Consider the following 23,498-nt stretch of genomic DNA (forward strand, 5'->3'; position numbering starts at 1 on the left):
TCGCGCCCCGGCAGCCCGGTCGCCTGCTCGCCCGGCCAGCCGGTCCGGACCGCCGCCCCGGTGACCGGGGCCTACGCCCGGCGGGCCGCCGCCGCTTCGCCGCGGACCTCCAGGGCCGTGCGCCAGCCCGGGGGTTCCGCCCGCGGTTCGGGGGCGGCGCGGCGGCCGCCCGTCGTGAAGAAGGCCGACAGGGGCAGGGTGGCCGCGCCGACCGTGACGGCGTCCGGGCCCAGGGAGCCCATGCCGATGGAGACCCGCCCGGCCGGGTGGCGCAGGGAGTAGCGGGTCGCGTGCTCCCGGACCGAGGCCAGGATGTGCGGGGCCAGCATCAGCCCCGCCCAGCCGCCGATCAGGATGCGCTCCGGCCGGAACAGGTTGATCAGGTCGGACAGGCCCGCGCCGAGGAACTCCGCCGTCTCCTCCAGCACCGCCAGCGCCACCGGGTCGGCCGTCCCGGCCGCCGCGAGCAGGGCCGAGAGGGCCTCCTCCTCGTCGGCCGACTGCGCCGGTCCGCCGCCCAGTTCGGCCCAACGGGCGAGGAGGGACTCCGCGCCCGTGTACGCCTCCAGGCAGCCCATCGCCCCGCACCGGCAGCGCCGCCCCCGTACGGACACCGTCAGGTGGCCCCACTCCAGCGGGGTCCCCTCCGTGGTGCCGCCCTCCGGCGAGCCGTCCGTGATCAGGCTCGCGCCGACGCCCGAGCCGAAGAGCACCACCACCGCCTCGCGCGCACCGCGGCCGGCCCCGAACCACATCTCGGCCTGGCCGAGCGTCCGGGCGCCGTTGTCGATGATGTACGGGACCTCGTCGGGCAGCGCCCCGGTGGCGCGCAGCAGCGCCTCCAGCGGCACCGCGTTCCAGCCGATGGTCTGGCCGTGCACCACGGTGCCGCCCGGCGCCGCGCGGTCCACGATGCCCGGGACGCCGATGCCGACGCCGAGCAGCCGGTCGGTGCCGACGCCCGCTTCGGCGAGCACGGTGGCGATGCCCGTCCTGATGTGGTCGACGATCGGGCCGACGTCGTAGCAGCCGCGGGGAAGCAACGGCAGTTCGGTGCGCGCCAGTTCGGTCAGCGCCAGGTCGAACAGCTCGACGCGCACCCGGGTCTCGCCGACGTCCACGCCGATCATGTGCGCACTGTGCGGCGTCACCCGCAGCAGGGTGCGGGGCCGGCCGCCGTCCGAGTCGACCACGCCGGCCTCCTCCAGCAGTCCGTCGGCGACGAGTTCGCCCACGACGTTGCTGACGGACCCGGAGCTCAGACCCGTGGCCGGCCCGAGTTCCTGCCGGCTCATCGGCCCGCCGAAGTAGAGCCGTTGGAGCACGGCGCTCCGGTTTCCGCGCCGCAGGTCCCGCACCGTTCGTCCGCTACGCCCCGTGGTCATCTGGCCCCTTCCGCAGTGGCGTCGGCGCCACGTCGCTCGCAACATACCCTTGCGCGACCCCTTGACGCGACCCTCTGACGGGGCTTAACTCACGTCCTAAATTAAGGCCTGGACAAAAACGGGTGCAGCGGAGACGCCGGAGAGACGACACCCGGCGTCCCCCCGCCGCCCGACCGGCCTTCCCCCGACCCTGCCGAAAGGGACCGAGCCGCCATGCGCAGAACCAGAGCCGCTGCCGCCGCCGCTGTCGCTGTCTCCCTCCTCTCCGCCGCCACCGCCTGCGGCGGTGGGTCCACGGGCGCCGAGGGCGGTTCCAACACCGCCCCCAAGGAGCTCACCTACTGGGCTTCCAACCAGGGGCCCGACATCACGGCGGACCAGGCGACGCTCGGTCCGGAGCTGAAGAAGTTCGAGGAGCAGACCGGCATCAAGGTCAAACTGGAGGTCGTCCCCTGGTCGGACCTGCTCAACCGGATCCTCGCGGCCACCGCCTCCGGCCAGGGCCCCGACGTCCTCAACATCGGCAACACCTGGTCCTCCTCGCTCCAGGCCACCGGCGCGCTGCTCCCGTGGACCGCGAAGAACTTCGACGCCATCGGCGGCAGGGACCGGTTCGTGGAGTCCGCCATCGGCTCGGCCGGAGCCGCCGGCCAGGACCCGGCCGCGGTGCCGCTCTACTCGATGTCGTACGCGCTCTACTACAACAAGAAGGTGTTCCAGGAGGCGGGCATCGAGAAGCCGCCGGCCACCTGGGACGAGATGGTCACCATCGGCCGGAAGCTGTCCAAGGACGGCAGGTGGGCCCTGGGCGCGGAGGGCTCGAACCTCTCCAACAACATCCACCAGGCCTTCGTGCTCTCGAAGCAGCACGGGGCCGAGTTCTTCGACGCCGCCGGCAAGCCCACCTTCGACACCGCGGCCAACGTCGACGCCGTCAAGCAGTACGTGGACCTGATGGCCAAGGACAAGATCATCGCGCCCGGCAACGCCGAGTACGACAAGAACCAGTCCCTCCAGGACTTCTCCAACGGCAAGACCGCCATGGTCCTGTGGCAGAACGCCGCCAGCACCTTCAAGGCGCACGGCATGAAGGAGGGCGACTGGGGCGTGGCCCCCGTCCCGGTCCCGGCCGGCGGCGCTCCCGGCAGCGGGAAGAACACCAACTCCATGGTCGCCGGAATCAACCTGGCCGTCTTCAAGAACACCGACAACACCGACGGCGCGCTGAAGTTCGTGAAGTTCATGACCAGCGACGAGGAGCAGAAGATCCTCAACAGGACCTACGGCTCCATCCCCCCGGTCAAGGCCGCCCAGACCGACCCCGCCTTCGCCACCGACGACCTCACGGTGCTCCGCAACACCCTCTCCACCAGCGCCGCCCCGCTCCCGCAGGTCCCCGAGGAGTCGCAGTTCGAGACGGCCGTCGGCACCGCCGTCAAGGAGCTCTTCGCCGACGCCGCGGCGGGCCGCCCGGTGACCGCCGAATCGGTGAAGGCGAAGCTCACCAAGGCCCAGCAGCAGATGTCGAGCTGAGTCCCGTCCCATGACCTCAGCACCCACCACGCTCCCACCCGACGCGAAGGCGGGGGGCCGCGCCGGCCGCGCCCCCGCCGGCGGGCCCCGCCCCGGTCGCGTCCGCCGCCCCGGACGCCTGCGCCGTACCGCCCTGCCCTACCTCCTCCTGCTGCCCGCCCTCCTCCTCGAACTGCTCATCCACCTGGTCCCGATGGTGATGGGCATCGTGATGAGCTTCCGCCAGCTCACCCAGTTCTTCATCCGGGACTGGTCCCGGGCGCCCTGGACGGGCTTCGACAACTACCGCCTCGCCGTCGACGTCAACCGGCCGGTCGGCGAGGCCCTCCTCGGCTCCTTCCTCACCACCTGCCTGTTCACCCTGCTCTCGGTCGGCCTGTGCTGGCTGCTGGGCACCGCCGCCGCCGTGTTCATGCAGGAGACCTTCCGCGGCCGGGGCTTCCTGCGGGCGCTGTTCCTCGTCCCGTACGCCCTGCCCGTCTACGCGGCCGTCATCACCTGGGCGTTCATGTTCCAGCGCGACAACGGCATGGTGAACCACCTCCTCCACGACCAACTGGGCCTGGGCGGGGCCGAGCACACCTTCTGGCTGCTCGGCGACAACAGCTTCTGGGCGCTGCTGACGGTCTCCGTCTGGAAGGGCTGGCCGTTCGCGTTCCTCATCGTGATGGCCGCCCTGCAGAACGTCCCCAGGGACCTCTACGAGGCCGCCGCGCTGGACGGCGCCGGCATCTGGCAGCAGATCCGGCGGATCACGCTGCCCTCGGTCGGCGCGGTCAACCAGGTGCTGATCCTGGTGCTGTTCCTGTGGACGTTCAACGACTTCAACACGCCGTTCGTCCTCTTCGGGAAATCGGCCCCCGAGGCCGCCGACCTCATCTCCATCCACATCTACCAGTCGAGCTTCGTCACCTGGAACTTCGGCACCGGCTCCGCCATGTCCGTCCTGCTGCTGCTGTTCCTGCTGCTGGTCACCGCCGGATACCTGTTCTTCACCACCCGCGGCCGGAAGGACGCCGATGCCCGCTAGAGCCCGCAGCCCGCTCGACCCGCCGCTGTCCTTCCGGGTGATCCGGACGATCTTCCTGACCCTGCTCTCCGGCTTCGTCCTGCTGCCCGTCTACGTGATGGTCACCAGCTCGCTCAAGCCCCTCAAGGACGTGGCCGGCCAGTTCCGCTGGATCCCCAGCGGCCTCACCATCCGCCCCTACATCGACATCTGGCACACCGTCCCGCTCGCCAAGTACTTCGTGAACTCCCTGATCGTGGCCGGCACCGCCACCGTCTGCTCGGTGGTGATCGCGATCTTCGCGGCCTACGCGGTCAGCCGCTACCGCTTCCGCGGCAAGCGGCTGTTCACCGTCACCGTGCTGTCCACCCAGATGTTCCCCGGCATCCTCTTCCTCCTCCCGCTGTTCCTGATCTTCGTGAACATCGGCAACAGCACCGGCGTCGCCCTCTACGGGTCCCGGGGCGGTCTGATCCTCACCTACCTGACCTTCTCCCTCCCCTTCTCCATCTGGATGCTCATCGGGTACTTCGACTCCGTCCCGCGCGACCTCGACGAAGCGGCCACCGTCGACGGCTGCGGCCCCCTCGGCGCGCTCTTCCGCGTCGTCATCCCCGCCGCGGTGCCCGGCATCGTCGCCGTCGCCGTGTACGCCTTCATGACCGCCTGGGGCGAGGTGCTCTTCGCCTCCGTCATGACCAACGACGCCACCCGCACCCTCGCGGTCGGACTGCAGGGCTACTCCACGCAGAACGACGTCTACTGGAACCAGATCATGGCCGCCTCGCTCGTCGTCAGCATCCCCGTCGTCGCCGGATTCCTGCTGCTGCAGAAGTACCTGGTGGCCGGACTCACGGCAGGAGCCGTCAAATGACCCTTTCCGAAAGCCTCCCCATGACCGACGCGCACCCCGTCGACCTCGGCGCGCTGCCCCGCGACTTCGCCTGGGGCACCGCCACCTCCGCCTACCAGATCGAGGGCGCCGTCGACGAGGACGGCCGGGCCCCCTCCATCTGGGACACCTTCTCCCGCGTCCCCGGCGCCGTCGACGGCGGCGACACCGGCGACACCGCCTGCGACCACTACCACCGGTGGCGCGAGGACATCGCCCTGATGCGCCAGCTCGGCACCAACGCCTACCGCCTCTCCATCGCCTGGCCGCGGGTGCTGCCCGGCGGCGACGGACCGGTCAACGCCAAGGGCCTCGACTTCTACGACCAGCTCGTCGACGGCCTGCTCGCCGCCGGCATCGAGCCCTCCGTCACCCTCTACCACTGGGACCTGCCCCAGGCCCTCCAGGACCGCGGGGGCTGGCCCGAGCGCGCCACCGCCGAACACCTCGCCGCGTACGCCGGCCTGGTGGCCGAGCGGCTCGGCGACCGCGTCACCCAGTGGGCCACCCTCAACGAACCCCTCTGCTCGGCGTGGATCGGCCACCTGGAGGGCCGGATGGCCCCCGGCCAGGCCGACCTCACCGCGGCCGTCCGCGCCTCCTACCACCTGCTGCTCGGCCACGGACTGACCGCCCAGGCCGTCCGGGCCGCCGCCCCCGGCGCGCGGATCGGCATCGTCAACAACCTCTCCACCGTCGAAGCGGCCACGGACAGCGACGCCGACCGCGCCGCCGCCCGGCGGATGGACGGCCACGTCAACCGCTGGTGGCTCGACCCCGTCCACGGCCGCGGCTTCCCCGCCGACATGCGCGAGGTCTACGGAGTCGACCTGCCCGAACGCCCGGGCGACCTCGCCACCATCGCCGCCCCGCTCGACTGGTTCGGCCTGAACTACTACTTCCCGCAGGTCGTCGCCGCCGACCCGGACGGCCCCGCGCCCTACGCCCGCCAGATCGAGCGCCCCGGCGTCCCGCGCACCGGCATGGACTGGGAGGTCGACGCCCACGGCCTGGAGACCCTGATCATGCGGCTGCACGAGGAGTACGCCTCCCCGCAGATCCGGATCACCGAGAACGGCTCCTCCTACCCCGACACCGTCGCCCCCGACGGCACCGTCCACGACCCCGAGCGCGCCGCGTACCTGACGGCCCACCTCGCCGCCTGCGCCCGCGCCGCCCGCCGGGGCGCGCCGGTGGCCGGCTACTACGCCTGGTCCCTGCTCGACAACTTCGAGTGGGCCTACGGCTACGACAAGCGCTTCGGCCTCGTCCACGTCGACTACGCGACCCAGCGCCGCACCGTCAAGACCAGCGGCCGCCACTACGCCGGCATCATCGCCGCCCACCGCGCCGGCTGACGCTCCCACCCGCCGCGCCCGCCCCGCTTCGCGGGACGGGCGCGCCGTGCGTGGTGGGATGGGCCGTGGGGGAGGGGTCCACACCCAGCACACGGAGAGGTCGGAACATGGCCGAGGCCACCATGCGGGCGATTGCCTACGAGACGTACGGCGGGACGGAGGTGCTCTCCGAGACCCGGCTGCCGGTTCCCAAGGTCGGACCGGGCGAGGTGCTCGTGCGCGTGAAGTGCGCCGCGGTCAACCCCGTCGACTGGAAGATCATGGCGGGTGGGCTCGACGCCATGATGGACGTCGTGCACCCGGTCGTCCCCGGCTGGGACGTGTCCGGGACCGTCGAGCGCGTCGGCATCGACACCCCCGAATACGCCGAGGGCGACGAGGTGATGGCCTACGCCCGCAAGGACTACGTGCACGGCGGGACCTTCGCCGAGTTCGTGACCGTCCCCGTGCGCGCCCTGGCGCACAAGCCCGCCTCGCTCGGCTGGGCGCAGGCCGCCGGACTGCCCCTGGCCGGCCTCACCGCCTACCAGGTGCTCACCCGCCTGGGCACCGGCGAGGGCGACACCGTCCTGGTCCACGGCGCCGCGGGCGGCGTCGGCTCCCTGGGCGTCCAGATCGCCCGCGCCCTCGGCGCCCGCGTCATCGGCACCGCCTCCCCGCGCAACCACGAGCGGGTGCGCGCGCTGGGCGGCGAGCCCGTGGCCTACGGCGACGGACTCGCGGGCCGGGTCCGCGAGCTGGCCCCCGACGGCGTCACCGTCGTCGCGGACTTCGTCGGCGGGGTCCTCGACGTCACCCGCGAGGTCCTGCACGACGACGGCCGCCACGCCTCGATCGCCGACCCGACGGTGACCGGGTCCGGCGGCGAGTGGATGTGGGTGCGGCCGAACGGCGGCGACCTGGCCGAACTGGGCCGGCTCGCCGACGCGGGCCGGCTGACGGTGACCGTCGCCGAGACCTTCCCCCTGGCCGACGCGGCCGCGGCCTTCGCCCTCAGCCAGGAGGGCCACACTGCCGGCAAGATCGTCATCGAGGTCTGACCCGCGTCGCGGCCGCTGCCGCCGAGCGCCGCGCGCTACGCTCGGCGGCGGTCCGGCGCGACGGCGCGGCGGACGACACGACCGCGGGAGGTCCGCACGGCCGCCGTCAGCCGCGAACGCCTGACCAGGACCCTCACGTTCTGGCTGCGTCCGGCCTTCACGCTCCGCGTCGTCAACCGCTTCCAGAAGGTCGCCGGGTTCGACCGGTCGATGGCGCTGGCCTCCAGCGCGCTGACCGCGCTGATCCCCCTCGCCGTCCTCGGTGGCGCCCTCCTCGACCTCGTGGGCGACCACGACGTCGCGGACGAGATCATCGACCACTACGGTCTGACCGGCGGCGGCGCCCAAGCCGTCACGGACCTGTTCGCCTCCACCGCCGACGAGGCCGCCAGCACGGGCGCCGGCATCGCCGGCACCGTCTTCGTGGTCATCTCCGTGCTGGGGTTCTCCCGGGCCGCACAGCGGGTGTTCGAACAGGCCTGGGAGCTGAAGCCCCTGAGCGTGCGCAACACGCTGAACGGGCTGTGGTGGATCGCGTGCTCCGCCGCCTTCCTCGCCCTGAACGGCTGGATCTCGGCCTCCCTCGACCAGCGGCGCCTGGGACTGGCGTCCGCCGCCTGCCAGGCCGTCCTGTCCGTCGGCTTCTTCGTCCTGAGCGGCCGGATCCTGTCCGCGAAGCGGCTCTCCCGGACGGAACTGCTGCCCTTCGGCGTGCTGGCCGCCGTGCTGGCCGCCTGCTACTCCGTCGGCGCGAGCATCTACCTCCCGCACCTCTTCGACTCCTACGCCACCGCCTACGGCGCCGTCGGGGCGGTCTTCGCCCTGATCTCCGCCCTCTTCGGCGCGATGCTCGTCGTCGTCGGCTCCGTCGCCCTCGGCCGGGAGGTCCACGACGAGCTCGGGCGGATCCGGGCCGGGCGACGGCCGGCCGACGACGAGGTGCGGCGCGAGTGGGACGCCGTCCTCGACGAGATGCGCTCGCGCTGGCGCACCGCCCGACGGCAGCTCTCCCCGCGCCGCGACCGGGACCCGCCGCCCGGCTGACGCACCCGGCCGGACACCGGACCGCGCGCCGCCCGGCGGAGTGGAAGGGCGGCGCGCGGAGCGCGCGGGGAGGTGCGCGGGGGAGGGCCCGGAGGGAGGGGCACCCGCCGGACGTCCGGCAGGGGCCCCGGTCGGGGGGTCGGATCAGGCGTAGACCCCGAAGTGGAACAGCGAGTAGCCGTAGCCGGTGCCGCGCTGGGTCAGTTCCAGCCGGACGTAGCGGCCCGACGCGGTGATGTCGAAGTCGTCGATCCCGCCGTCACCGGTGGACGTGGCGTACGCCGTCCGCCAGTTCCGGCCGTCGTCCGACACCCTGATCGTGTAGGCCTTCCCGTACGCGCCCTCCCACACGAGCTGGGCGTGCTTCAGCTGCCGCACCGATCCCAGGTCCACCTGGAGCCACTGCGGGTCGGCCCAACTGCTGGCCCAACGCGTGTCGTTGCGGCCGTCCGTGGCCAGCTGCGGGGTGCACGGGCAGCCGCCGTAGCCGTCGTTCTGGAAGGTGGACGCCGTGGTGGGCCGGTTCAGCGCCACGTCCGTGCCCGCCACCGGCGGCGGGACCACCCGCACCGAGCGCTGCTCGACGCCCACGTTGCCGCGCCCGTCCTTCACCTTCACGTACAGCTTCCACACGCCGGTCTTCGCCGGAGCGGTGACCTTGAGGGTGCCGCCGCCGAGGTGCGTGGAGGGGGCCGACACCAGGCCGCCGCCCCCGTCGACGTACTTGCTCCCCCAGAGGACCTCGTACGCGAGCGCGTCGCCCTCGGGGTCGGTCGCGGGTGCCCGGACGGTGAGCTCCCTACCGGCCGGGACGGCTCCCGCGTCCGGCACCGACGGCACGGACACCGTCGGCGGCAGGTTGTCCCCGGCCGTGTTCCCGCCGTACGCCCGCTTCACCGCGTAGTACATGGACCGGCGCTCCCCGGCCGGGGTCAGGTTGAACCAGTGGCCGCCGAAGTCGTACTCGGTGCCGTAGTGGAAGACCGTCGCACCCAGCGCGACGCCCTGGTGGCCCTTCACGCAGTTCCAGGCGTTCGTGTAGCCGTCGGCCTTGGCCTGGTCGCCGGGCTCCAGCGGGACGCCGTTCGCGTCGTTCGGCACCTCCCACTCGCCGGCCGGTCCGGTCTCGGTGATCAGGTACGGCTTGGTGTAGCCGCCCTGCTCCCAGGCCTGCCGGACCCCGCAGACCTCCTTGTAGGAGTTGACGGAGTACAGGTCGAGGTCGGGCGAGTTGCGCTTGTAGTACGGCCACGCGCCCACCCACGCGTCGGTGGAGGTGACCGGGTGGTTGGCGTCGATGCGGTGGACGGCCTTCGCCACGTCGTTGACGAAGGCGGTGTAGGCGTTGCGCTGGTTCTCCAGCTCGGCGCCGCCGTAGCAGTTCTGCAGGCCGAGGACCGACTCGTTGCCCACGTTCCACATCAGCACCGCGGGGTGGTCGCGGTAGGCCTCCACCCAGCGGGAGAACTCGGCCAGCATGGTGTTCTTGTAGGCGGTGTCCGTGACGTAGTCGGTGCAGCCGCCGCTGCCCGGGCCGCCGCCCGGCTGGAGCCAGAAGCCGGCGACCACCTTGATGCCGTTGGCCGAGGCGGCGTCGAACAGCTGGCGGCTGGTCGCGTCGGTGCCCCAGGTGCGGATCGTGTTGGCGCCGAGCGACTTCACGTCGGGCAGCAGCCGTCCGGCGTCGGCCGGGGAGGGGCCCCAGGTCACGCCCTTGACGACGTACGGCGAACCGTCCACCCGGAGCTGCCAGTCGCCCTGGGAGCCGGTCACCTTCACCACGCTGCCGGCGGCGTGCGCCGGAGCGGTGGGCAGTACGGTCACGGCGCCCGCGAGGAGCGCGGCCGTGACGAGGGAACGCATGCGTGCGTGCACGCCGGTACCTCCGTGGGGTGTGGGGGAGTCGGTCACGGCAGTCGGTAGTCCGGGCCGAGGGCGGCGCCCGCCGCGGGGTGGGTCTCGTCGTAGCCGCGGGCGTTGCACTGGAGGCCGCCGCGGATGCAGTGGTCGACCAGGGCCTTCAGCGTCCGGTCGTCCCAGGCGTTGAAGAAGTCGTAGTGGAAGGAGTGGCCGCTCCCGCTCGACAGCCTGACCTGCGACATGTCACCGCTGACCGGGAAGGCCATCTTGAACTCGACCATGGGCAGGGCGACCGGGTGGGTCGGCGGACACACGTTGTCGTTGGAGCCGGGCTTCACGACCGGGTAGGCCATGTGCGCCTTGTGGTCGGGCGTGTCCAGGAACTTCCCGTCCCAGCAGCTGGGCGACTGCATGCGGATGTTGAGCTGGGTCCCGGGCGGGCAGCTCGTCGGGAACTCGGTGTTCTTGAAGCTGTCGCCGCACTCCCAGCCCTCGACCCAGCCGCGGTGGTTGCGGAACTCGGCCGCCGTCTGGGTCGGGCTGCCGACGACGAAGCGCAGGCCCTTGGGGAAGGGGCGCACGCTCTTGTAGTCGGTGACGCCGGTCTTGTAGTAGATGACCTGCGGTCCGGTCGGCAGGACCGGCTGGTTGCCGTTGTAGAGCGTCGGCATCCAGTACCCGGACAGGTCGCCGGGGGCGAGGCAGGCCGTACCGCCCGCGCCGAGCGAGGCGGTGGTGCTGAAGGCGTCGGTGGTGGTGTTGCCCATGAAGGTGTGGTTGTGCGAGGCGCCGGGCCGGCCCGCGTAGACGATCGGGTCGTCCGAGGCGGTGCGCGTGACCGCGCAGTTGGCCTGGAACTCGTGGAAGTAGCGGTCCGGCGGGTTCTCCCAGGACGGGGTGACGCCGGTGACCGGGGGCACGGCCGGGATGTAGCCGTCGCCGTCGGGGTCGTCGCCGCCGGCCAGCGGGGCGGCGGCCGCGTGTCCCGCGTGGACGGCGGCGGTGGCGCCGTCCGGGGAGGCCTGGGCGGTCAGGGCCATGCCGCCGAGACCGGCCGCGGCGGTGACGGCGAAGGCCGCCGACACCAGTAAGGCGGACAGGGTGCGTGATCGGAGTGTCACTTCTGCTCCTCCGGTGGGTGGTGGGGGGACGCCCTCCGGGCGGGAGAGCGCTCTCTCGAACGGCCCGGAAAACGCGGGGCGGCCGCCGGGCCGCCCCGCGCCTCGCGGGGGTTGGGGGTCGGGGGTCGATCGGGCCGATCGGCGATCGATCAGGGATCGATCGGGATCCGCTCGGGGGTGGTCAGGGGAAGGAGACGACGGTCGAGGGGACGGTCGAGGTGCCCGAGGTCGGCGCGCCGATGCCGTTGATGACGTGCTCGTACTGGCCGTTGCCGCCCAGCGAGACGACCAGCAGGTCGTGGAACTTCACGCCCGGCTTCACCGGGGCCTGGAAGCCGTGCTCCTGCCGGATCGTCGGGTCCACGTTGTAGTAGCAGTAGCTGCCCAGGCCCCAGCCCTCGTGGGTGTTGACCGAGTCGGCCACCTTGTAGGCCGCGTAGCCCTTGGTCGAGCCGTTCTGGATCGCCGCCTGGTTCGGTGCGTCGTACGCCTTCTCGTTCTGGAAGAAGATCGTCCGGCCGCGCTCGCCGTTCCACTCCACGTCGTACTTGTTGAAGTGCTCCACGAACAGCCCGGTGGCGAGGACGTCGTCGCCGTTCACCCGGAACCCGTAGTCGGAGCGGTTGGTCTCCCAGCCCACCCCGTCGCCGTGGTCGGCCCGCCAGATCCAGGTGTGGTCGACGATCGTGTCGTCGTTGTTGACGACCATGCCCACGGTGGCCTTGCCCGCGCCCGCGCCGCCGACCCGGACGAACACGTCCTGGACGCTGGTCGGGTTCGCGGCGTGGTCGGCGGAGGCGTTGGCCGGGCCGACCTCCAGCAGGCTCGGCGAGTTGACCGGGCCCGCGTCGATCAGGAACCCGGCGAGCTTCACGCCGTCGACGTCGGCGACCTTCATGGCCGTGACACCGTTGTCCGGGACGATCGTGGCGAGGCCGAGCCCCAGCACCACCGTGTCCGGACGGTTCACCTGGATGGTCTGGTCGACGTGGTAGACGCCGGGGGTGAAGAGCAGGTGCAGGCCCTGGGCCAGCGCCGCGTTGATCGTGGCCGCGCTCGCGCCCGGCTTGACCACGTAGAACTGGTTCAGCGGGATCGAGGTGCCCTGCGGCGCCCCGTTGCCCCAGGAGGTGCCGCGGGCGTTCGTGCGCTTGGCCGGCACGAAGACCTTGTAGTCCGCGCCGTCCAGGTACAGGAACGGCTTCTCGCGGGAGACGGGGGTGGTCTCCAGGGTGGTGTAGGGCGGGTTCGGGTACGACTGCGCCGGCGCGCCCTGGGTGCCCGAGAACACCTGGTTCCACACGGCGTTGGACCAGCCCCCGATCGAGCTGTCACGGGTGTACCACTGCTGCTGCGAGTAGTTGCCGACCTGGCCGTCGATCTTGGAGTCGGCGATGTAGCCGCCGGAGGCCCAGCCGTAGCCGTTGGGAGCGAGGTTCAGCCCGCCCTTGACGTGCATGCGACGGAACGGCGCCGCCTGCGAGACGGCCCAGCGGTTGGTGCCGTTGACCGGGTTGAGCGCCAGGTTCTCGGCCGAACGCCAGAAGTTCTGCGTGGCGTTGCCGCCGAACCAGCCCGCGTCGACGGTCACGTCACCGTTGATGGTGGTGTCGTCGGGGTTCAGGCCCAGGCCCGAGATCGAGGTGTAGAAGCCGATCTGCGCGTTCAGCCCGTTGTACGTCCCCGGCTTGAACAGGAACTGGTAGCGCCCGGAGCCGAACTGCGCGGACTCCTGCTGGGCGAAGACCTGGTCCAGGCGGGCCTGGATGTTGGGCGTGGACGGGTCGAAGACGATCACGTTGGGGCCGAGGTCGCCGCCGCCGGGGATCACCGGGCCGCTGCCGGTGGTGCCGTAGACCTGGAACTCCCACAGCGAGTAGCCGTACCCGGTGGTCCGTTCGGTGCCGTACACCCGCACGTACCGGGCGGTGCCGGTGATGTCGTGGGTGACGTTGCCGCCGGCGCCGGTGGTGGTCGAGTACGCCGTCGACCAGTTGGCGCCGTCCGTGGACAGCTCGACGCGGTACGACTTGGCGGCCGCGGCCTCCCAGCGCAGCGCCACCTGGGTCAGCTGGGCCGGGGCGCCGAGGTCGACCTGTATCCACTGCGGGTCGGCGAACTGGCTGGACCAGCGGGTGCCGTTGTTGCCGTCGACGGCCGCGCCGGCCGGCGTGCCGGCGCCCTCCGAACTGGAGGCGGTGGCCGGCTTGCCCTGGGAGAGCAGGACGGGCGCCGCCTGGGCGGCGGTGCCGGGAAGCAGCACGAGGAGGGCCGCCACCAGCGCGGCGGCGAGGGCCGCCACGGTGAGACGTGGCGGGCGATCGGAGAGGAGGGGCATGCGGGGTGCTCCTGACGTCGTGGATCCGGGGGGATCGAAGCGTGAGTGAACTGCCCGCCGGGGAGGCCGTCAAGGGTTTGAGCGTTCACGAACTGAAGATCAATTGGTGTGTCAATTGGGCATCAGGCCCGTGAACTTGGAGTTTCTTCAATCCTTGTGAAAAGTGTTGACGAAAAAACCCGGCGGCACTCTACTGAGGCTCCTGACCGCTCCGTCCCCCACGCCCACCGGGCGGTACGGAGTCCGTCATCCGTTCGGGAAGTGTCCGATAATCCGGCTCGGGCATTCATGTGCGTTCGTTACTCGTCGGCTGCTCCGTCCAGCGGCCGACGAGCCGCGGCGCCGCCGGACCGGCTGAGCCGCCGGACCGGCGGGGGAGGAGGCGTGGTGCCCTACAGACCGGGGACGTCCCCGTCCGCCGCCTCCAGGGCGCCGAGGGGGTCAGCACGGTCACCGGACCGGCGCCGGTGTCCGTGCCGCCGGTGTCCGTGCGGGTGCCGGTGCCGTACGGGACGGCCCCGGCCCGTCCGGGCAGCGGTGCGAGCGCGACCGGGTCGCGCCAGTCCCACGCCGCACCGGCCCCCGCCGGGGCGAGCCGCACGCCGGCGTCCTCCCGGTGCCCGAAGACGCGCACGCCCGCGAGCCGCGCGGTGAACGGCGCCGTCCCGGCGGCCACCTCGGCCAGCAGGGGCAGGGCCTCCTCGAAGGCGGACTCCGGCACGAAGCCGAAGAGCAGGTTCACGTGCGCGGGCACGCGTCCGTCCCGCGGGTCGAGCCGCGCGCGCAGCTCCTCCCACCGGGTCGTACGGAGGCGGTCAGGCCACCGCCGTGCGCGCCGTGGCCGCTCCGTCCGACCGCGCGGACCCCGCCTCCGGCCGCGGCGCGAACGCGACCGCGGCCTCCACCCCGTAGTGGTCGGAGACGAACAGCCCGTCCGGCCCGGGGGAGTCGCCGCGCAGCGCGGCCCGCACCACCCGGGCCCCGGCCGCCCCCAGCAGGATGCGGTCGAGCCGACCCGGCCGTCCGGCCGGGGAGGCCACCGCGGCCAGCGGATTGGCCACCGGGTCGAAGGTGGGCGTCGCGTCCGCCGGGCCCCGCACCTCGGTCCAGGCGTCCCGCAGCCCCAGGACGGCGGCGGGTCCGCGGTCGCCGGCGCGGCCGTCGTTGAAGTCGCCGAGCAGGGCCAGCCCGGCCACGGCCCCGCCCGCGCGCCCGGGCTCCGGGCCACCGCAGACCGCACCCGACGGCAGAGCGCCGAACCCCTGCGCGAGCAACGCCAGTTCGGCCGACCGCCGCGACGCTCCGTTCGCACTGTGGTCGCTGGTCAGGTGGGTGGCGGCGACGACCAGGGCGCCGGCCGCGGTGTCCACCGTCACCGCGGCGACCGCCTTGTGCCGGCCCAGTACGTGCAGACCCGCCTCCCGCACCGGCAGCCGGCTCAGCACCAGCAGCCCGTACTCGGCCACGTCCCGGCCGCCCGGATCCGTCGCCACGGTGTACCCGGCCCGGACCCAGGGCTCCGCCAGGAGCATGCCGAGCAGCTCCGGCTCGACCTCCTGGAGGGCGATGACGTCGGCGTCGGCGGTCGCGAGGTCGGCCAGCAGCATCGGCCGGCGCCGGGCGGTGGCGATGCGCGGGGCGTCGTACCGGTCCCAGAGGGTGTTCCAGGTCAGCAGCCGCACGCTGTCGGGCCCGTCCTGCCCGGCGGGCTCCCCGGTCCGTGCGGGCCGCCAGAGGCCGCCGCCGTCCGGATCCCAGGCGTACGGGGTCCGGGAGGAGAAGAAGGGTGCGCGCAGCAGGCGCGGGCGGCGCACCCGCCCGGCCTCCGTCGCGTCGAGCAGGTCGACGCCTGTGGCCCGGTCCCACACCGTCTCCCCGTCCGCCTCGACGAACAGCACCCGGTGCCAGGGGACGTCACCGCCGGGCACGAAGGACGGCAGCGGCACCCGCTTCGGGGCGGCCCCGCGCTGGAGCAACCCGAGCACGAACCGCGACGGATCGAACCGCGGGTCCCAGCGGACCCGGTGGTAGAGCTCCTCGCTGGTGCGCATCAGTCCTCCCCGTGGCCGGCGGCCAGGACGCCCGCGGTGTCCTCCACCGCCCCGCCCGCCCCGACGTACCAGGTGCGGTGCGCCTGCCCGGGCCAGGGCGGGGCGAACCGGTGCAGCCGCGCGGTCAGCACCCGCTCCGGTACGGGATCGGGCCGGACGGCGTTGCGCCGGCGCAGCTCCTCCTCGCCGACCAGCAGCACGGCGTGGGTGAGCAGCGCGTCCCGGCGCCGGGCGACCGAACGGGCCAGGCCGCGCTGCCGGTCCGTGAGGGAGGTCGCGTCCCACGCCACCGTGCCCCCGCGGGCCAGGGCGGCGTCCAGCAGGTCCAGGCCCTGGCAGCGGTCCTCCCGGTCCCACACCGAGAACCCGTAGAACCAGCCGTCCAGGTCCTCGTACGCGAGCGAGTGGCGGGCGTACAGGTTCTCCCCGCAGACCCGCCAGCCCTCCGGGATGCCCGCGCGGATCCGCCCGTGGAGCTCCTTGACCCACGCCCGCGAAGGACGGTGCGCGGAGTCGGGCGACCTGGCGTGCAGGCCGTCCGCGTACAGGGTGGTGTTCTCCCCGTCGAGCTTCTCGGTCACCACGACCTCGCGCCCGGCGAACCCGGACAGCCCGGTGGCCCGCACGTCGTCCGCGGCGGCCCCCGGCGACCAGGGCAGGTGTGCCGTACGGGGGCAGTGCGTGCGCATGGACGGCTCCTGCTCGACGGGGCGGTGCCCCTCACCCTAGGTACCACCCCCGGACACATCCACCCGATATCGCCGGCCCGGCCCGGCCCGCGTCAGTCCTGGCCGGCCCCCGCCCGGCGCCGCGCGGGCACCGCCGCGGCCACCCGGCCGCCCGCCGCGAAGTGCAGCCGGTCCAGGCGCGCCGCGTACGGCCAGCCGGCCGCCCGGTAGAAGCAGAGGTCACTGGGGATCGGAACCCGTCGCAGGTCGGCGGCGTGCGTACCGTCCGGGAGCTCCGCGGCCGCCGCGAGCAGCGGGTCCGCCGAACCGGCCCACTCGCCGACGGGAGCGGGCCGCGGCCACGGCTCACCGGTGTTGGGCAGCATCCACCGGGAGTCGCGGGAGACCCGACCCGCGAAGTCCGGCCGCTCGGCGGCCCGGCCGGCCAGCCGCACGTACGTCAGCAGCAGGTCCGCCAGCGATTCGGCGACCAGCGTCACCTCGGGGTACTCGCGCAGTTCCTTCGCGGTGGTCGGCACCGAGAGGGCGTAGCCCCACTGCCCGCTCTCGCGGTCGACGCGGATCTGCACCAGGGCGCCGCTGCGACCCGAGTCGATCCGGGCCAGCGGCCAGTACGTGCCGTCGCCGCCGAGCATGCGGTGCAGCTCGGGGTCGACCGCGGGCCCGTCCGTCCCGGCCAGCAGCCGCAGCCTCGGCAGACCGGCGACGCGGACCGCGCCCACCTCGCGCAGCACGGCCCGTACGTCCTCGGGCACGGGCACGGCCCAGCCGTCCATGTCGGCGTCCGAGCAGCCCGGTTCGAGCTCCACGAAGCCGGGATGCCGGCCGGCCAGCTCGCGCAGCCCGGCCACCGCGCGCGGGCCGGCGTCCGCGGGGACGGTGTGGCGGCGCACCGGCCGCCCGAGGAAGTCGCCGCTGACCACACTGCGCAGCAGCAGGGCGCGCCCGTCGCCCACGAACCGGAACTGCACCTCGCTGCTCCCGGTGTCGGCCGTGTTGTGCGCGGTGGAGAAGTACGGCTCCCAGGCGATCGCGCACGGGTAGCCGGGCAGGGCGCGCAGGTCGACGAGGTCGGTCAGCGGATCGCCGCGCCCGACGAGCGCGGCGAGTTCGGAGTCGGTGCCCTCCGCCACCTCGACGCTGGAGGAGGCCGTCGCGGTGACCTCGGCCCGGGGCCGCTCGGACACCCCGTCGGCCAGCCGGGATGCGAGCGAGGCGAGCCAGCCCACGAAGTCCGCGGCCTCGACCGTCACGTCCGGGTCGTACCCCGACGCGTTGACCCCGACCACCGGTCCCCAGCCGTCGTCCCCGACGCCGACGACGAGCTCGCCCTCGCCGAAGTCGAGCTCGCCCAGGGTCCAGTAGCCCTCACCGAACACCGCGCGGCCGCGCGGCCCGAAGCGGTAGTCGTGCTCCTGCGTCTCCAGGCCGCCGATCTCCCGCAGGACGAGCCGCACGTCGGGCGGTACGCGGACCGTCCACGCGTCCAGTTCCGCGTCGGTGAAGCCGTCGAACAGTTCGACCTCGTCCGCCCGTTCCCGCGCCAGGGCCTTCAGCGCCCGCACGGCCGCCGACGCCGCCCGCACTCCCGCGTCGTTCATGTCCCCTGCTCCCGAGTCGTCCGGCTACGGCTCCGAAGAATATCCGCGGCTCAGCGGCACAGGGCCACGATCGCCGGAGAGATCGTGCCCCGCGCCGCAGCGCACAGGGGCGCCATGTCCCAGGTCCGCCGCGGCGCGGGCCGGGACGGGGCCCGGGGCTTCGGGGCCGGCCGCGCGCGGGGCGCGGCGTGCGCCGCCGGGACGCGGCGCACGGGCGGGGCCGCGCGGTCGCGGCGCGGGCGCGGAGCCCCGGTGGGCGGGGCGGCGGAGGCCGTGCGGGGGGCCGGGGGAGCGGGCGGGGCGGCGGACTCCACCGGGCCGGGGAGCCGGCCCAGCGGGGCGGCGGCGAGGGTCGGGGACGTGGATCCGGTGCGGTCGGCGGCGGGCCCGGGCCGCACGGCGGCGGGCGGAGCGGGCGGTCGTACGGTCACGCACCCGGTGGCCAGGAGGAGCGCGGCAAGGGTCAGGGGCAGGGCCCGGCGCAGCTGCATCCGCCCACCCTGCCGCACCCGGGCACCGGCGCCCGCACCCCGTCACGCGGACGGGTGACGGGGTGTCGGGCACTGGTCGCGAGGACGGTCCCCGGCGCCGCCGCACGGTCGAGGAGGGGCCGGGCCCGACCCCGGGCGGCCAGGCGCAGGGCGTGCTCCAACGGGCCGCGGCGCAGCGGGCTGTGGGCCCAGGCGCGCTGCCAGGCCCAGGTGGCGGCCAGTGCCGTCGCGCTGAACCCGGCCCACGCCGACCAGGAGGCCACCCCGTGCGCCGGGCCGGCCAGCACCAAGGCGTGGACCACGTACGCGCTCAGGGCCATCGCCCCGAGCACGGCGAGCGGCCGCAGCAGGCGGGCGCCCGTCCGGTGCCGGGCGGCGAGCGGGAAGAGCCCGATCAGGGCGCAGCCCACCCCCGTGTTGCCGAGGGTCTCCAGCGGGGTCTGGCTGTACGCGTCGGCCACCAGGAGCCAGTCCCAGGAGGTGCTGGGCACCGCGCCGTACTGCCCGCGCAGGACCTCGCGTACCGGGTCGGCGGCGGTCAGGGCCTCGGGGTGGTGGACGGCTATCGCCGCCAGCAGCCGTTCCCGGGTGCCGAACGCGTGCGTGGCGAGCCAGGCGGAGCCGTAGCCCGCGACGGCCGCCGCCGCGCCCCACACCGCCATCCGCAGGGCCGCGGCCCGTTCTCTCACGTCGCACAGGCGGGCGAGGGCCATCCCGGCCAGCACGTACGGGAAGTAGGTGGCCAGCGGGTACGCGCCGGTGAGCAGCAGCGCGAGCAACGCGTCGGACACGCCGTCCCGGCCGGTCAGCCCGGTGGCGTCGGGGACCAGCCTGCGGCCGGACGCCCCGTACCCGAACACCGGGCCCAGCAGGAACGACAGCAGGGGGCCGGCCGCGATCGAGGCCCCCGCGACGGCGGTCAACACGGGGGTGGAGAGCCGGGTGAAGGGTTCGGCGGCCAGGAAGTACACCGCGAAGAAGGCCAGGATGACGAGGATGCCGGGCCACAGGGCGGCGAGCCACAGCCCCAGCGCGGCCAGCAGGGCGCAGCGGATCAGCAGCGGGCGGTAGCGCTCCGCCCACCCCTCGGGCCGGTCGGCCGGGTCCTGGCCGCGCTGGGCGAGGACCAGGGAGAAGCCCGCGAGGAGGGTGAAGAGGGCCGGGGCCCGGCCGTCGGCGGCGACCATCAGGTAACGGGCGCCCTCGGGCTCGGGGCCGGGCCCGACGTGCACGGCGAACATGCCGAGGACGGCGAGCCCGCGCACGGCGTCCACCCCGGCCAGCCGCCCTCCGGCAGGGGCCGGTGCGCGGCCGGCTCCCCGCAGCGGCGCGGGGTCCGGCCGCGGCGCGGGGCCCGGCGCCGCCCCGGCTGCGGCCGTCCGGGGAGTCAGTCGCACGTCACGCTGTCGCGCGGGGTGTAGCGGGTCTTCATCGTCTCGCGCTTCGTCTCCTTGCCGCCCTGGACGAACACCCGGTCCACGGCGACGTCGAAGCCCTCCAGCGGGGTCTGCGGCTCGCACTTGGGCCCGCCGTCCTTGCGGGTGGCGGGCTGCCTGACATGGGTCCGGGGACCCTGGGTCGCGCGTATCTCGTCGTACTTCTTCGTGCCCAGGAAGGTGATGGTGACGGAGGTGTCGCCGGCCTCGGCCTGGATGTAGACGGCGTTGCCGGAGTCGTTGGCGAAGCGCAGGTCCAGGCTGCCCCAGGCGACGGTCGCCTCCCGGCCCTCCGGGTAGCGCTCTATGTAGAAGGAGTGGGCGCCGTACTCGACGGGCTTGACCCCCGCGAAGAACATCGCGTTGAAGACGGTGGTCGCGACCGCCGACACCCCGCCGCCCGAGGCCTTCTCGTACTGGCCGTTGTTGATGATCAGGCCGTCGACGAAGCCGTTCTCCCTGGTCCGCTCGCCGACCGTGCGGTTGAAGCTCCAGGTCTCGTCGGGCAGCACCAGCGAGCCGTCGATCAGCTCGGCGGCCCGCCCGATGTTGGTGGTGCGGTACGCGGCCTGCTCGAAGGAGACCGTGAAGGAGGACACCTTCTCCCGGATGCCGAGCTGCTGCACGGTGCTCCCGGAGAGCCGGGGCCGGGCCTCCACGGTGGCGACCTCGCCGGTGCGGGCCGCCGCGCCGGAGCCGGTGAGCAGCGGCAGCACCACCGCGCCCAGCGCCTTCTCGTCGACCTGCCGGCCGGGTCGGCCCTCTTCGGCGACGGAGACCTTCCCCGTGCCGTCCAGCCGGAGCCGTGCCTCGGTGGGGGCGGGGACCGCCTGGCGCAGGGGTCCGGCCAGGGCGGGATCGGCGAGGAGCGCCTTGGCGTCGAGGGCGGGGGCGAGCCGTCCCTTCCCGTCGTCCTTCAGGGTCAGGTGCGCGGAGAGGACGGCGGGTCCGACGGATATGCGGGTGCCGGCGACGGTGAGGACGACGGGTGCGGAGAGCGCCGGCTGCGCGAACTCCTTCAGGGCCCGGTCGGTCTCCTGCTTCCCGACGCGCGGCTCCGTGCGCCGCACGGGCAGTTCGAGGGGGTCCGCACCGGTGTGCGGGTGTCCGTCGCGCAGCGTGTCCAGGGAGCCGTCCACGTCGAGGCCGATGCCCGTCACCGGGGCCACGGCCTTCGCCTTGCCCTTCTCGAAGGCCACCGACCCCTCGCGCGGCTCCCGGCCGGTCTTCTCGGCGAGGGCGCCGAGCGAGGCGCGGGCCGCCTTCTCGTCCAGGCGGACCACGGGGCGCACGTCGGGATCGCCGGACGAGAAGAGCCGGCCGATGACGGTGAACGGGTCGGAGCCGGTGCGGGCGGCGCGCTCGACCGTCGCGGCGGTGTCCAGCGACAGCCCGAGGGCTGCCGGGTCGGCCCGCTCGGTGCGCTCGTCCACGCGCAGGGCGAGCGGCGCGGCGGCGGCCGGGCCCAACTCCCGATCCAGGGCCCCGCGGGCCTCGCCGCGGCTCATGCCGCCGAGGTCGACGCCGCGCACCTTCGTGCCCGGGGCGATGTCCCCGCCGGCCAGCAGCAGCCCCGCCGCGTACAGCCCGCCGAAGCCGAGGACCGCGGCTCCGCCGGCCGCCGCACCCGCGAGCGCCGGCCCGCTCCACCGCCTTCCGGTGGCGGCCGGGGCGTCCGTGGGCGAGGCGCGTCGCATCTGGGGGTCTCTCCTTGGCCGCGGTGACGTGGTCGGACCGGCGGTTTTCACGCCGCCGGTCCGCACCGGGGAATGTACCAAGATCTACATAACCAGGTAATAAGGAGGTATAGGAGTGGCAAAGCGGGATCTGTCGTTCCGGTTCGCCGGCCGCCGTAACCCGGGACCCGCGACCGCGGTTGCACAGCCGGCGGGTCCACCCACGGTGAACGGAGTTCCGATGCCGCAGCTGACCGACAAGGCCGTGCCCGACCAGGCCGCTCCCGCGCCCGCGGGCACCTGGATGACCCCGGAGGCGTACGGCGCCTCGCGCGCCGCCCTGTGGACCGGGGCCGTGGTCCTGGTCACCGACACCGACGGACGGGTGCTCGTGCAGAGCGTCGACTACCGCACCGACCGGCTGCTCCCCGGCGGGGCCGTGGACGCGGGCGAGGCCCCCTCCGCGGCCGCCGCCCGCGAGGTGCGGGAGGAACTCGGCGTCGACGGGCGCTACCCGCACGGCCTCGCCGTGGACTGGCTCCCGCGCGACACCCCCGGCTTCGCGCCGGAGATGGGCTTCCCCGGCGAGATCCTCTACGTCTACGACGGCGGCACCTGGACCCCGGAGCGGATCGACGCCGTGCGCCTGCCCGACCAGGAGATCACCGGCATCGATTTCGCCGAACCGGCCGACCTGCCCGCCCTGATGGACGCCGGCGACGCCCGCCGCGTCCTGTCCGCCCTGCGCGCGCGCATCGCCGGCGGCGGCCCGGCGCTGCTGGAGGCCGGCCGGCCCACCTCGCCCACCGCCCTCGACCGCCTCGAAGTGCTGCGCACCCGCCGCACCCCCGAACGCGGCACCTGGCACCCGGGGGCGGTGCCCGACCGGCTGCCGGTGCGGGAGCGCTCCGGCTGGCTGTTCGCCCCGGACGGCCGGGTCCTGCTCCTCGTCGCCCGCGCCACCGGCGCGGCCCACCTCCCGCCCCCGCCGCCCGGCGCCGCGGTGCTGGGCTACCGCGCGGTGGAGGACGACGGCACGGGAGGCGGAGCCCGGCTGCGCGCCGTCGCCCGAATCGCCGCCCTCCCGCCGGCCGCCGACCCGGCGTACGCCAGGCTGCTGGCCACCCCCGAGCAGGTCCGCGAGCTGAGCGACTGGGGCCCGGCCGGCGCCGCCGAACTGGCCGCCGTCCACCGGGCCCGGGCCGGCCTGCGCCTGCCCGCCGCCGTCCGCACGCCGCCCGCGGAACTCCCGGACGGCGCCGTCCGCTGGTGACGCGGCGGCGGCGGGGTGGGGGCGGGACGCGGCGGGGGCGCCGGCGCCGGTGCGCCGCCATGACCGGGAAATCCGGTCCGCGCGGGCCGCCGTCCCCCAGCATGGGCCCATGAGCGACAGCGCGATCACCTACACCCTGTACATCCAGGCCGACCCCGCCAGGGTCTGGCAGGCCCTCACCGAGCCCGCGTTCACGCGCCGTTACTGGGGCCTCAGCTTCGAGACCGACTGGGCGGTGGGCTCGCGGATGGACTGGGTCGAGCGCGGGGCGCGCACCAGCGACCCGGCCCAGGTGGTCCTCGACTGCGTACCGGACCGCCGGCTCTCCTACACCTGGCACACCTTCACCCCCCAGTGGGCCGCCGCGGCCGGCATCGGCGAGGAGCTCAGGGCCGAGCTCGCGCGGGAGCGGCGCACCAGGGTCACGTACGAGATCGAGCCGGTCGGCGACACCCTCGCCCGACTGACCGTGCTGCACGAGGACTTCGAACCGGGCGGCACGCTGATCGGCATGTGCGGGCGGGCCTGGCCACTGCTGGCCTCCAGCCTCAAGACCCTGCTGGAGACGGGCGCCCCGCTGCCCGAGCCGGGCCACGACGGGGAGCAGGGCCAAGGCGGCCACGAGGCGCACGAGCCCCGCCGCACCGGCGACGCGGGCACGTACTGACCCCGCACGGTCCCCGGCCGGCCCGGGCGGGCGC

The 23,498-nt window shown here is 74.0% G+C and carries 19 protein-coding genes; 8 read left to right on the forward strand and 11 right to left on the reverse strand.

Going from position 1 to position 23,498, the window contains the following annotated elements:
- Positions 1–71: 71 nt before the first annotated feature.
- The gene (locus tag CP968_RS30095; RefSeq protein ID WP_150520980.1) at positions 72–1,385 is read right to left on the reverse strand and encodes an ROK family transcriptional regulator; all 1,314 of its coding nucleotides are present in this window, start codon (positions 1,383–1,385) and stop codon (positions 72–74) included.
- Positions 1,386–1,598: 213 nt separating this feature from the next.
- Between CP968_RS30095 and CP968_RS30100 the strand changes: the two genes are divergently transcribed.
- From CP968_RS30100 to CP968_RS30125, 6 genes are all read left to right on the forward strand, one after another.
- The gene (locus CP968_RS30100; RefSeq protein WP_150520981.1) at positions 1,599–2,918 is read left to right on the forward strand and encodes an ABC transporter substrate-binding protein; all 1,320 of its coding nucleotides are present in this window, start codon (positions 1,599–1,601) and stop codon (positions 2,916–2,918) included.
- 10 nt (positions 2,919–2,928) lie between these two features.
- Positions 2,929–3,948 carry a carbohydrate ABC transporter permease gene (locus CP968_RS30105; RefSeq protein ID WP_150520982.1) on the forward strand — a complete coding sequence of 340 codons (1,020 nt, stop codon included), beginning with the start codon at positions 2,929–2,931 and terminating at the stop codon, positions 3,946–3,948.
- Entirely contained in the window at positions 3,938–4,801 is an 864-nt protein-coding gene (locus CP968_RS30110; protein ID WP_150520983.1) for a carbohydrate ABC transporter permease, read from the forward strand. Before CP968_RS30105 ends, CP968_RS30110 begins: the two co-directional genes overlap by 11 nt.
- A gap of 20 nt (positions 4,802–4,821) precedes the next feature.
- Positions 4,822–6,177, forward strand: a complete 1,356-nt coding sequence (locus tag CP968_RS30115; protein ID WP_150522213.1) for a GH1 family beta-glucosidase — start codon at positions 4,822–4,824, stop codon at positions 6,175–6,177.
- 122 nt (positions 6,178–6,299) lie between these two features.
- Positions 6,300–7,217: an NADP-dependent oxidoreductase gene (locus CP968_RS30120; protein ID WP_150522214.1), complete on the forward strand. Its 918-nt coding sequence runs from the start codon at positions 6,300–6,302 to the stop codon at positions 7,215–7,217.
- A 144-nt stretch (positions 7,218–7,361) separates the two neighbouring features.
- Entirely contained in the window at positions 7,362–8,261 is a 900-nt protein-coding gene (locus tag CP968_RS30125; RefSeq protein WP_268253283.1) for a YihY/virulence factor BrkB family protein, read from the forward strand.
- Positions 8,262–8,405: 144 nt separating this feature from the next.
- Here the strand turns inward: CP968_RS30125 and CP968_RS30130 are convergent, their stop codons facing one another.
- From CP968_RS30130 to CP968_RS30175, 10 genes are all read right to left on the reverse strand, one after another.
- Positions 8,406–10,124 carry a discoidin domain-containing protein gene (locus tag CP968_RS30130; protein WP_150522215.1) on the reverse strand — a complete coding sequence of 573 codons (1,719 nt, stop codon included), beginning with the start codon at positions 10,122–10,124 and terminating at the stop codon, positions 8,406–8,408.
- A 44-nt stretch (positions 10,125–10,168) separates the two neighbouring features.
- The gene (locus CP968_RS30135; RefSeq protein WP_229886494.1) at positions 10,169–11,242 is read right to left on the reverse strand and encodes a DUF1996 domain-containing protein; all 1,074 of its coding nucleotides are present in this window, start codon (positions 11,240–11,242) and stop codon (positions 10,169–10,171) included.
- A gap of 181 nt (positions 11,243–11,423) precedes the next feature.
- Complete coding sequence (locus tag CP968_RS30140) at positions 11,424–13,580, reverse strand: discoidin domain-containing protein (protein WP_150520985.1); 2,157 nt, start codon at positions 13,578–13,580, stop codon at positions 11,424–11,426.
- 286 nt (positions 13,581–13,866) lie between these two features.
- The gene (locus CP968_RS35750) at positions 13,867–14,367 is read right to left on the reverse strand and encodes a 2'-5' RNA ligase family protein (protein ID WP_150522217.1); all 501 of its coding nucleotides are present in this window, start codon (positions 14,365–14,367) and stop codon (positions 13,867–13,869) included.
- A gap of 28 nt (positions 14,368–14,395) precedes the next feature.
- Complete coding sequence (locus CP968_RS30150; protein WP_150520986.1) at positions 14,396–15,631, reverse strand: RNA repair domain-containing protein; 1,236 nt, start codon at positions 15,629–15,631, stop codon at positions 14,396–14,398.
- A complete protein-coding gene (locus CP968_RS30155) occupies positions 15,631–16,320 on the reverse strand; it encodes an RNA ligase family protein (protein WP_150520987.1) in 690 nt (229 codons plus the stop codon). Before CP968_RS30155 ends, CP968_RS30150 begins: the two co-directional genes overlap by 1 nt.
- Before the next feature lie 92 nt (positions 16,321–16,412).
- Positions 16,413–17,921: a hypothetical protein gene (locus tag CP968_RS30160; RefSeq protein WP_150520988.1), complete on the reverse strand. Its 1,509-nt coding sequence runs from the start codon at positions 17,919–17,921 to the stop codon at positions 16,413–16,415.
- 50 nt (positions 17,922–17,971) lie between these two features.
- The gene (locus CP968_RS30165; protein WP_150520989.1) at positions 17,972–18,412 is read right to left on the reverse strand and encodes a hypothetical protein; all 441 of its coding nucleotides are present in this window, start codon (positions 18,410–18,412) and stop codon (positions 17,972–17,974) included.
- Positions 18,385–19,677: a DUF418 domain-containing protein gene (locus tag CP968_RS30170; RefSeq protein ID WP_150520990.1), complete on the reverse strand. Its 1,293-nt coding sequence runs from the start codon at positions 19,675–19,677 to the stop codon at positions 18,385–18,387. The genes CP968_RS30165 and CP968_RS30170 overlap by 28 nt, the downstream gene beginning before the upstream one ends.
- 122 nt (positions 19,678–19,799) lie before the next feature.
- A complete protein-coding gene (locus CP968_RS30175; RefSeq protein ID WP_150520991.1) occupies positions 19,800–21,545 on the reverse strand; it encodes a VanW family protein in 1,746 nt (581 codons plus the stop codon).
- A gap of 220 nt (positions 21,546–21,765) precedes the next feature.
- On the opposite strand from CP968_RS30175, the gene CP968_RS30180 reads away from it, so the two are divergent.
- On the forward strand, positions 21,766–22,797 hold the full coding sequence (locus CP968_RS30180) for an NUDIX domain-containing protein (protein ID WP_150520992.1): 1,032 nt from the start codon (positions 21,766–21,768) through the stop codon (positions 22,795–22,797).
- Positions 22,798–22,906: 109 nt separating this feature from the next.
- Positions 22,907–23,464: an SRPBCC family protein gene (locus tag CP968_RS30185; protein WP_150520993.1), complete on the forward strand. Its 558-nt coding sequence runs from the start codon at positions 22,907–22,909 to the stop codon at positions 23,462–23,464.
- The last annotated feature ends 34 nt before the right edge of the window (positions 23,465–23,498 follow it).

The sequence above is a fragment of the Streptomyces subrutilus genome (assembly GCF_008704535.1).
Lineage (GTDB): Bacteria > Actinomycetota > Actinomycetes > Streptomycetales > Streptomycetaceae > Streptomyces > Streptomyces subrutilus.

Bases quoted from the DNA above. Each gene is read 5' to 3' on its own strand.
- CP968_RS30115 (WP_150522213.1), top strand. From the start codon at position 4,822: ATGACCGACGCGCACCCCGTCGACCTCGGCGCGCTGCCCCGCGACTTC.
- CP968_RS30165 (WP_150520989.1), bottom strand. From the start codon at position 18,412: ATGCAGCTGCGCCGGGCCCTGCCCCTGACCCTTGCCGCGCTCCTCCTG.
- CP968_RS30120 (WP_150522214.1), top strand. From the start codon at position 6,300: ATGCGGGCGATTGCCTACGAGACGTACGGCGGGACGGAGGTGCTCTCC.
- CP968_RS30175 (WP_150520991.1), bottom strand. From the start codon at position 21,545: ATGCGACGCGCCTCGCCCACGGACGCCCCGGCCGCCACCGGAAGGCGG.
- CP968_RS30150 (WP_150520986.1), bottom strand. From the start codon at position 15,631: ATGCGCACCAGCGAGGAGCTCTACCACCGGGTCCGCTGGGACCCGCGG.
- CP968_RS30160 (WP_150520988.1), bottom strand. From the start codon at position 17,921: ATGAACGACGCGGGAGTGCGGGCGGCGTCGGCGGCCGTGCGGGCGCTG.
- CP968_RS30095 (WP_150520980.1), bottom strand. From the start codon at position 1,385: ATGACCACGGGGCGTAGCGGACGAACGGTGCGGGACCTGCGGCGCGGA.
- CP968_RS30140 (WP_150520985.1), bottom strand. From the start codon at position 13,580: ATGCCCCTCCTCTCCGATCGCCCGCCACGTCTCACCGTGGCGGCCCTC.
- CP968_RS30130 (WP_150522215.1), bottom strand. From the start codon at position 10,124: ATGCGTTCCCTCGTCACGGCCGCGCTCCTCGCGGGCGCCGTGACCGTA.
- CP968_RS30155 (WP_150520987.1), bottom strand. From the start codon at position 16,320: ATGCGCACGCACTGCCCCCGTACGGCACACCTGCCCTGGTCGCCGGGG.
- CP968_RS30100 (WP_150520981.1), top strand. From the start codon at position 1,599: ATGCGCAGAACCAGAGCCGCTGCCGCCGCCGCTGTCGCTGTCTCCCTC.
- CP968_RS30180 (WP_150520992.1), top strand. From the start codon at position 21,766: ATGCCGCAGCTGACCGACAAGGCCGTGCCCGACCAGGCCGCTCCCGCG.
- CP968_RS30185 (WP_150520993.1), top strand. From the start codon at position 22,907: ATGAGCGACAGCGCGATCACCTACACCCTGTACATCCAGGCCGACCCC.
- CP968_RS30105 (WP_150520982.1), top strand. From the start codon at position 2,929: ATGACCTCAGCACCCACCACGCTCCCACCCGACGCGAAGGCGGGGGGC.
- CP968_RS30110 (WP_150520983.1), top strand. From the start codon at position 3,938: ATGCCCGCTAGAGCCCGCAGCCCGCTCGACCCGCCGCTGTCCTTCCGG.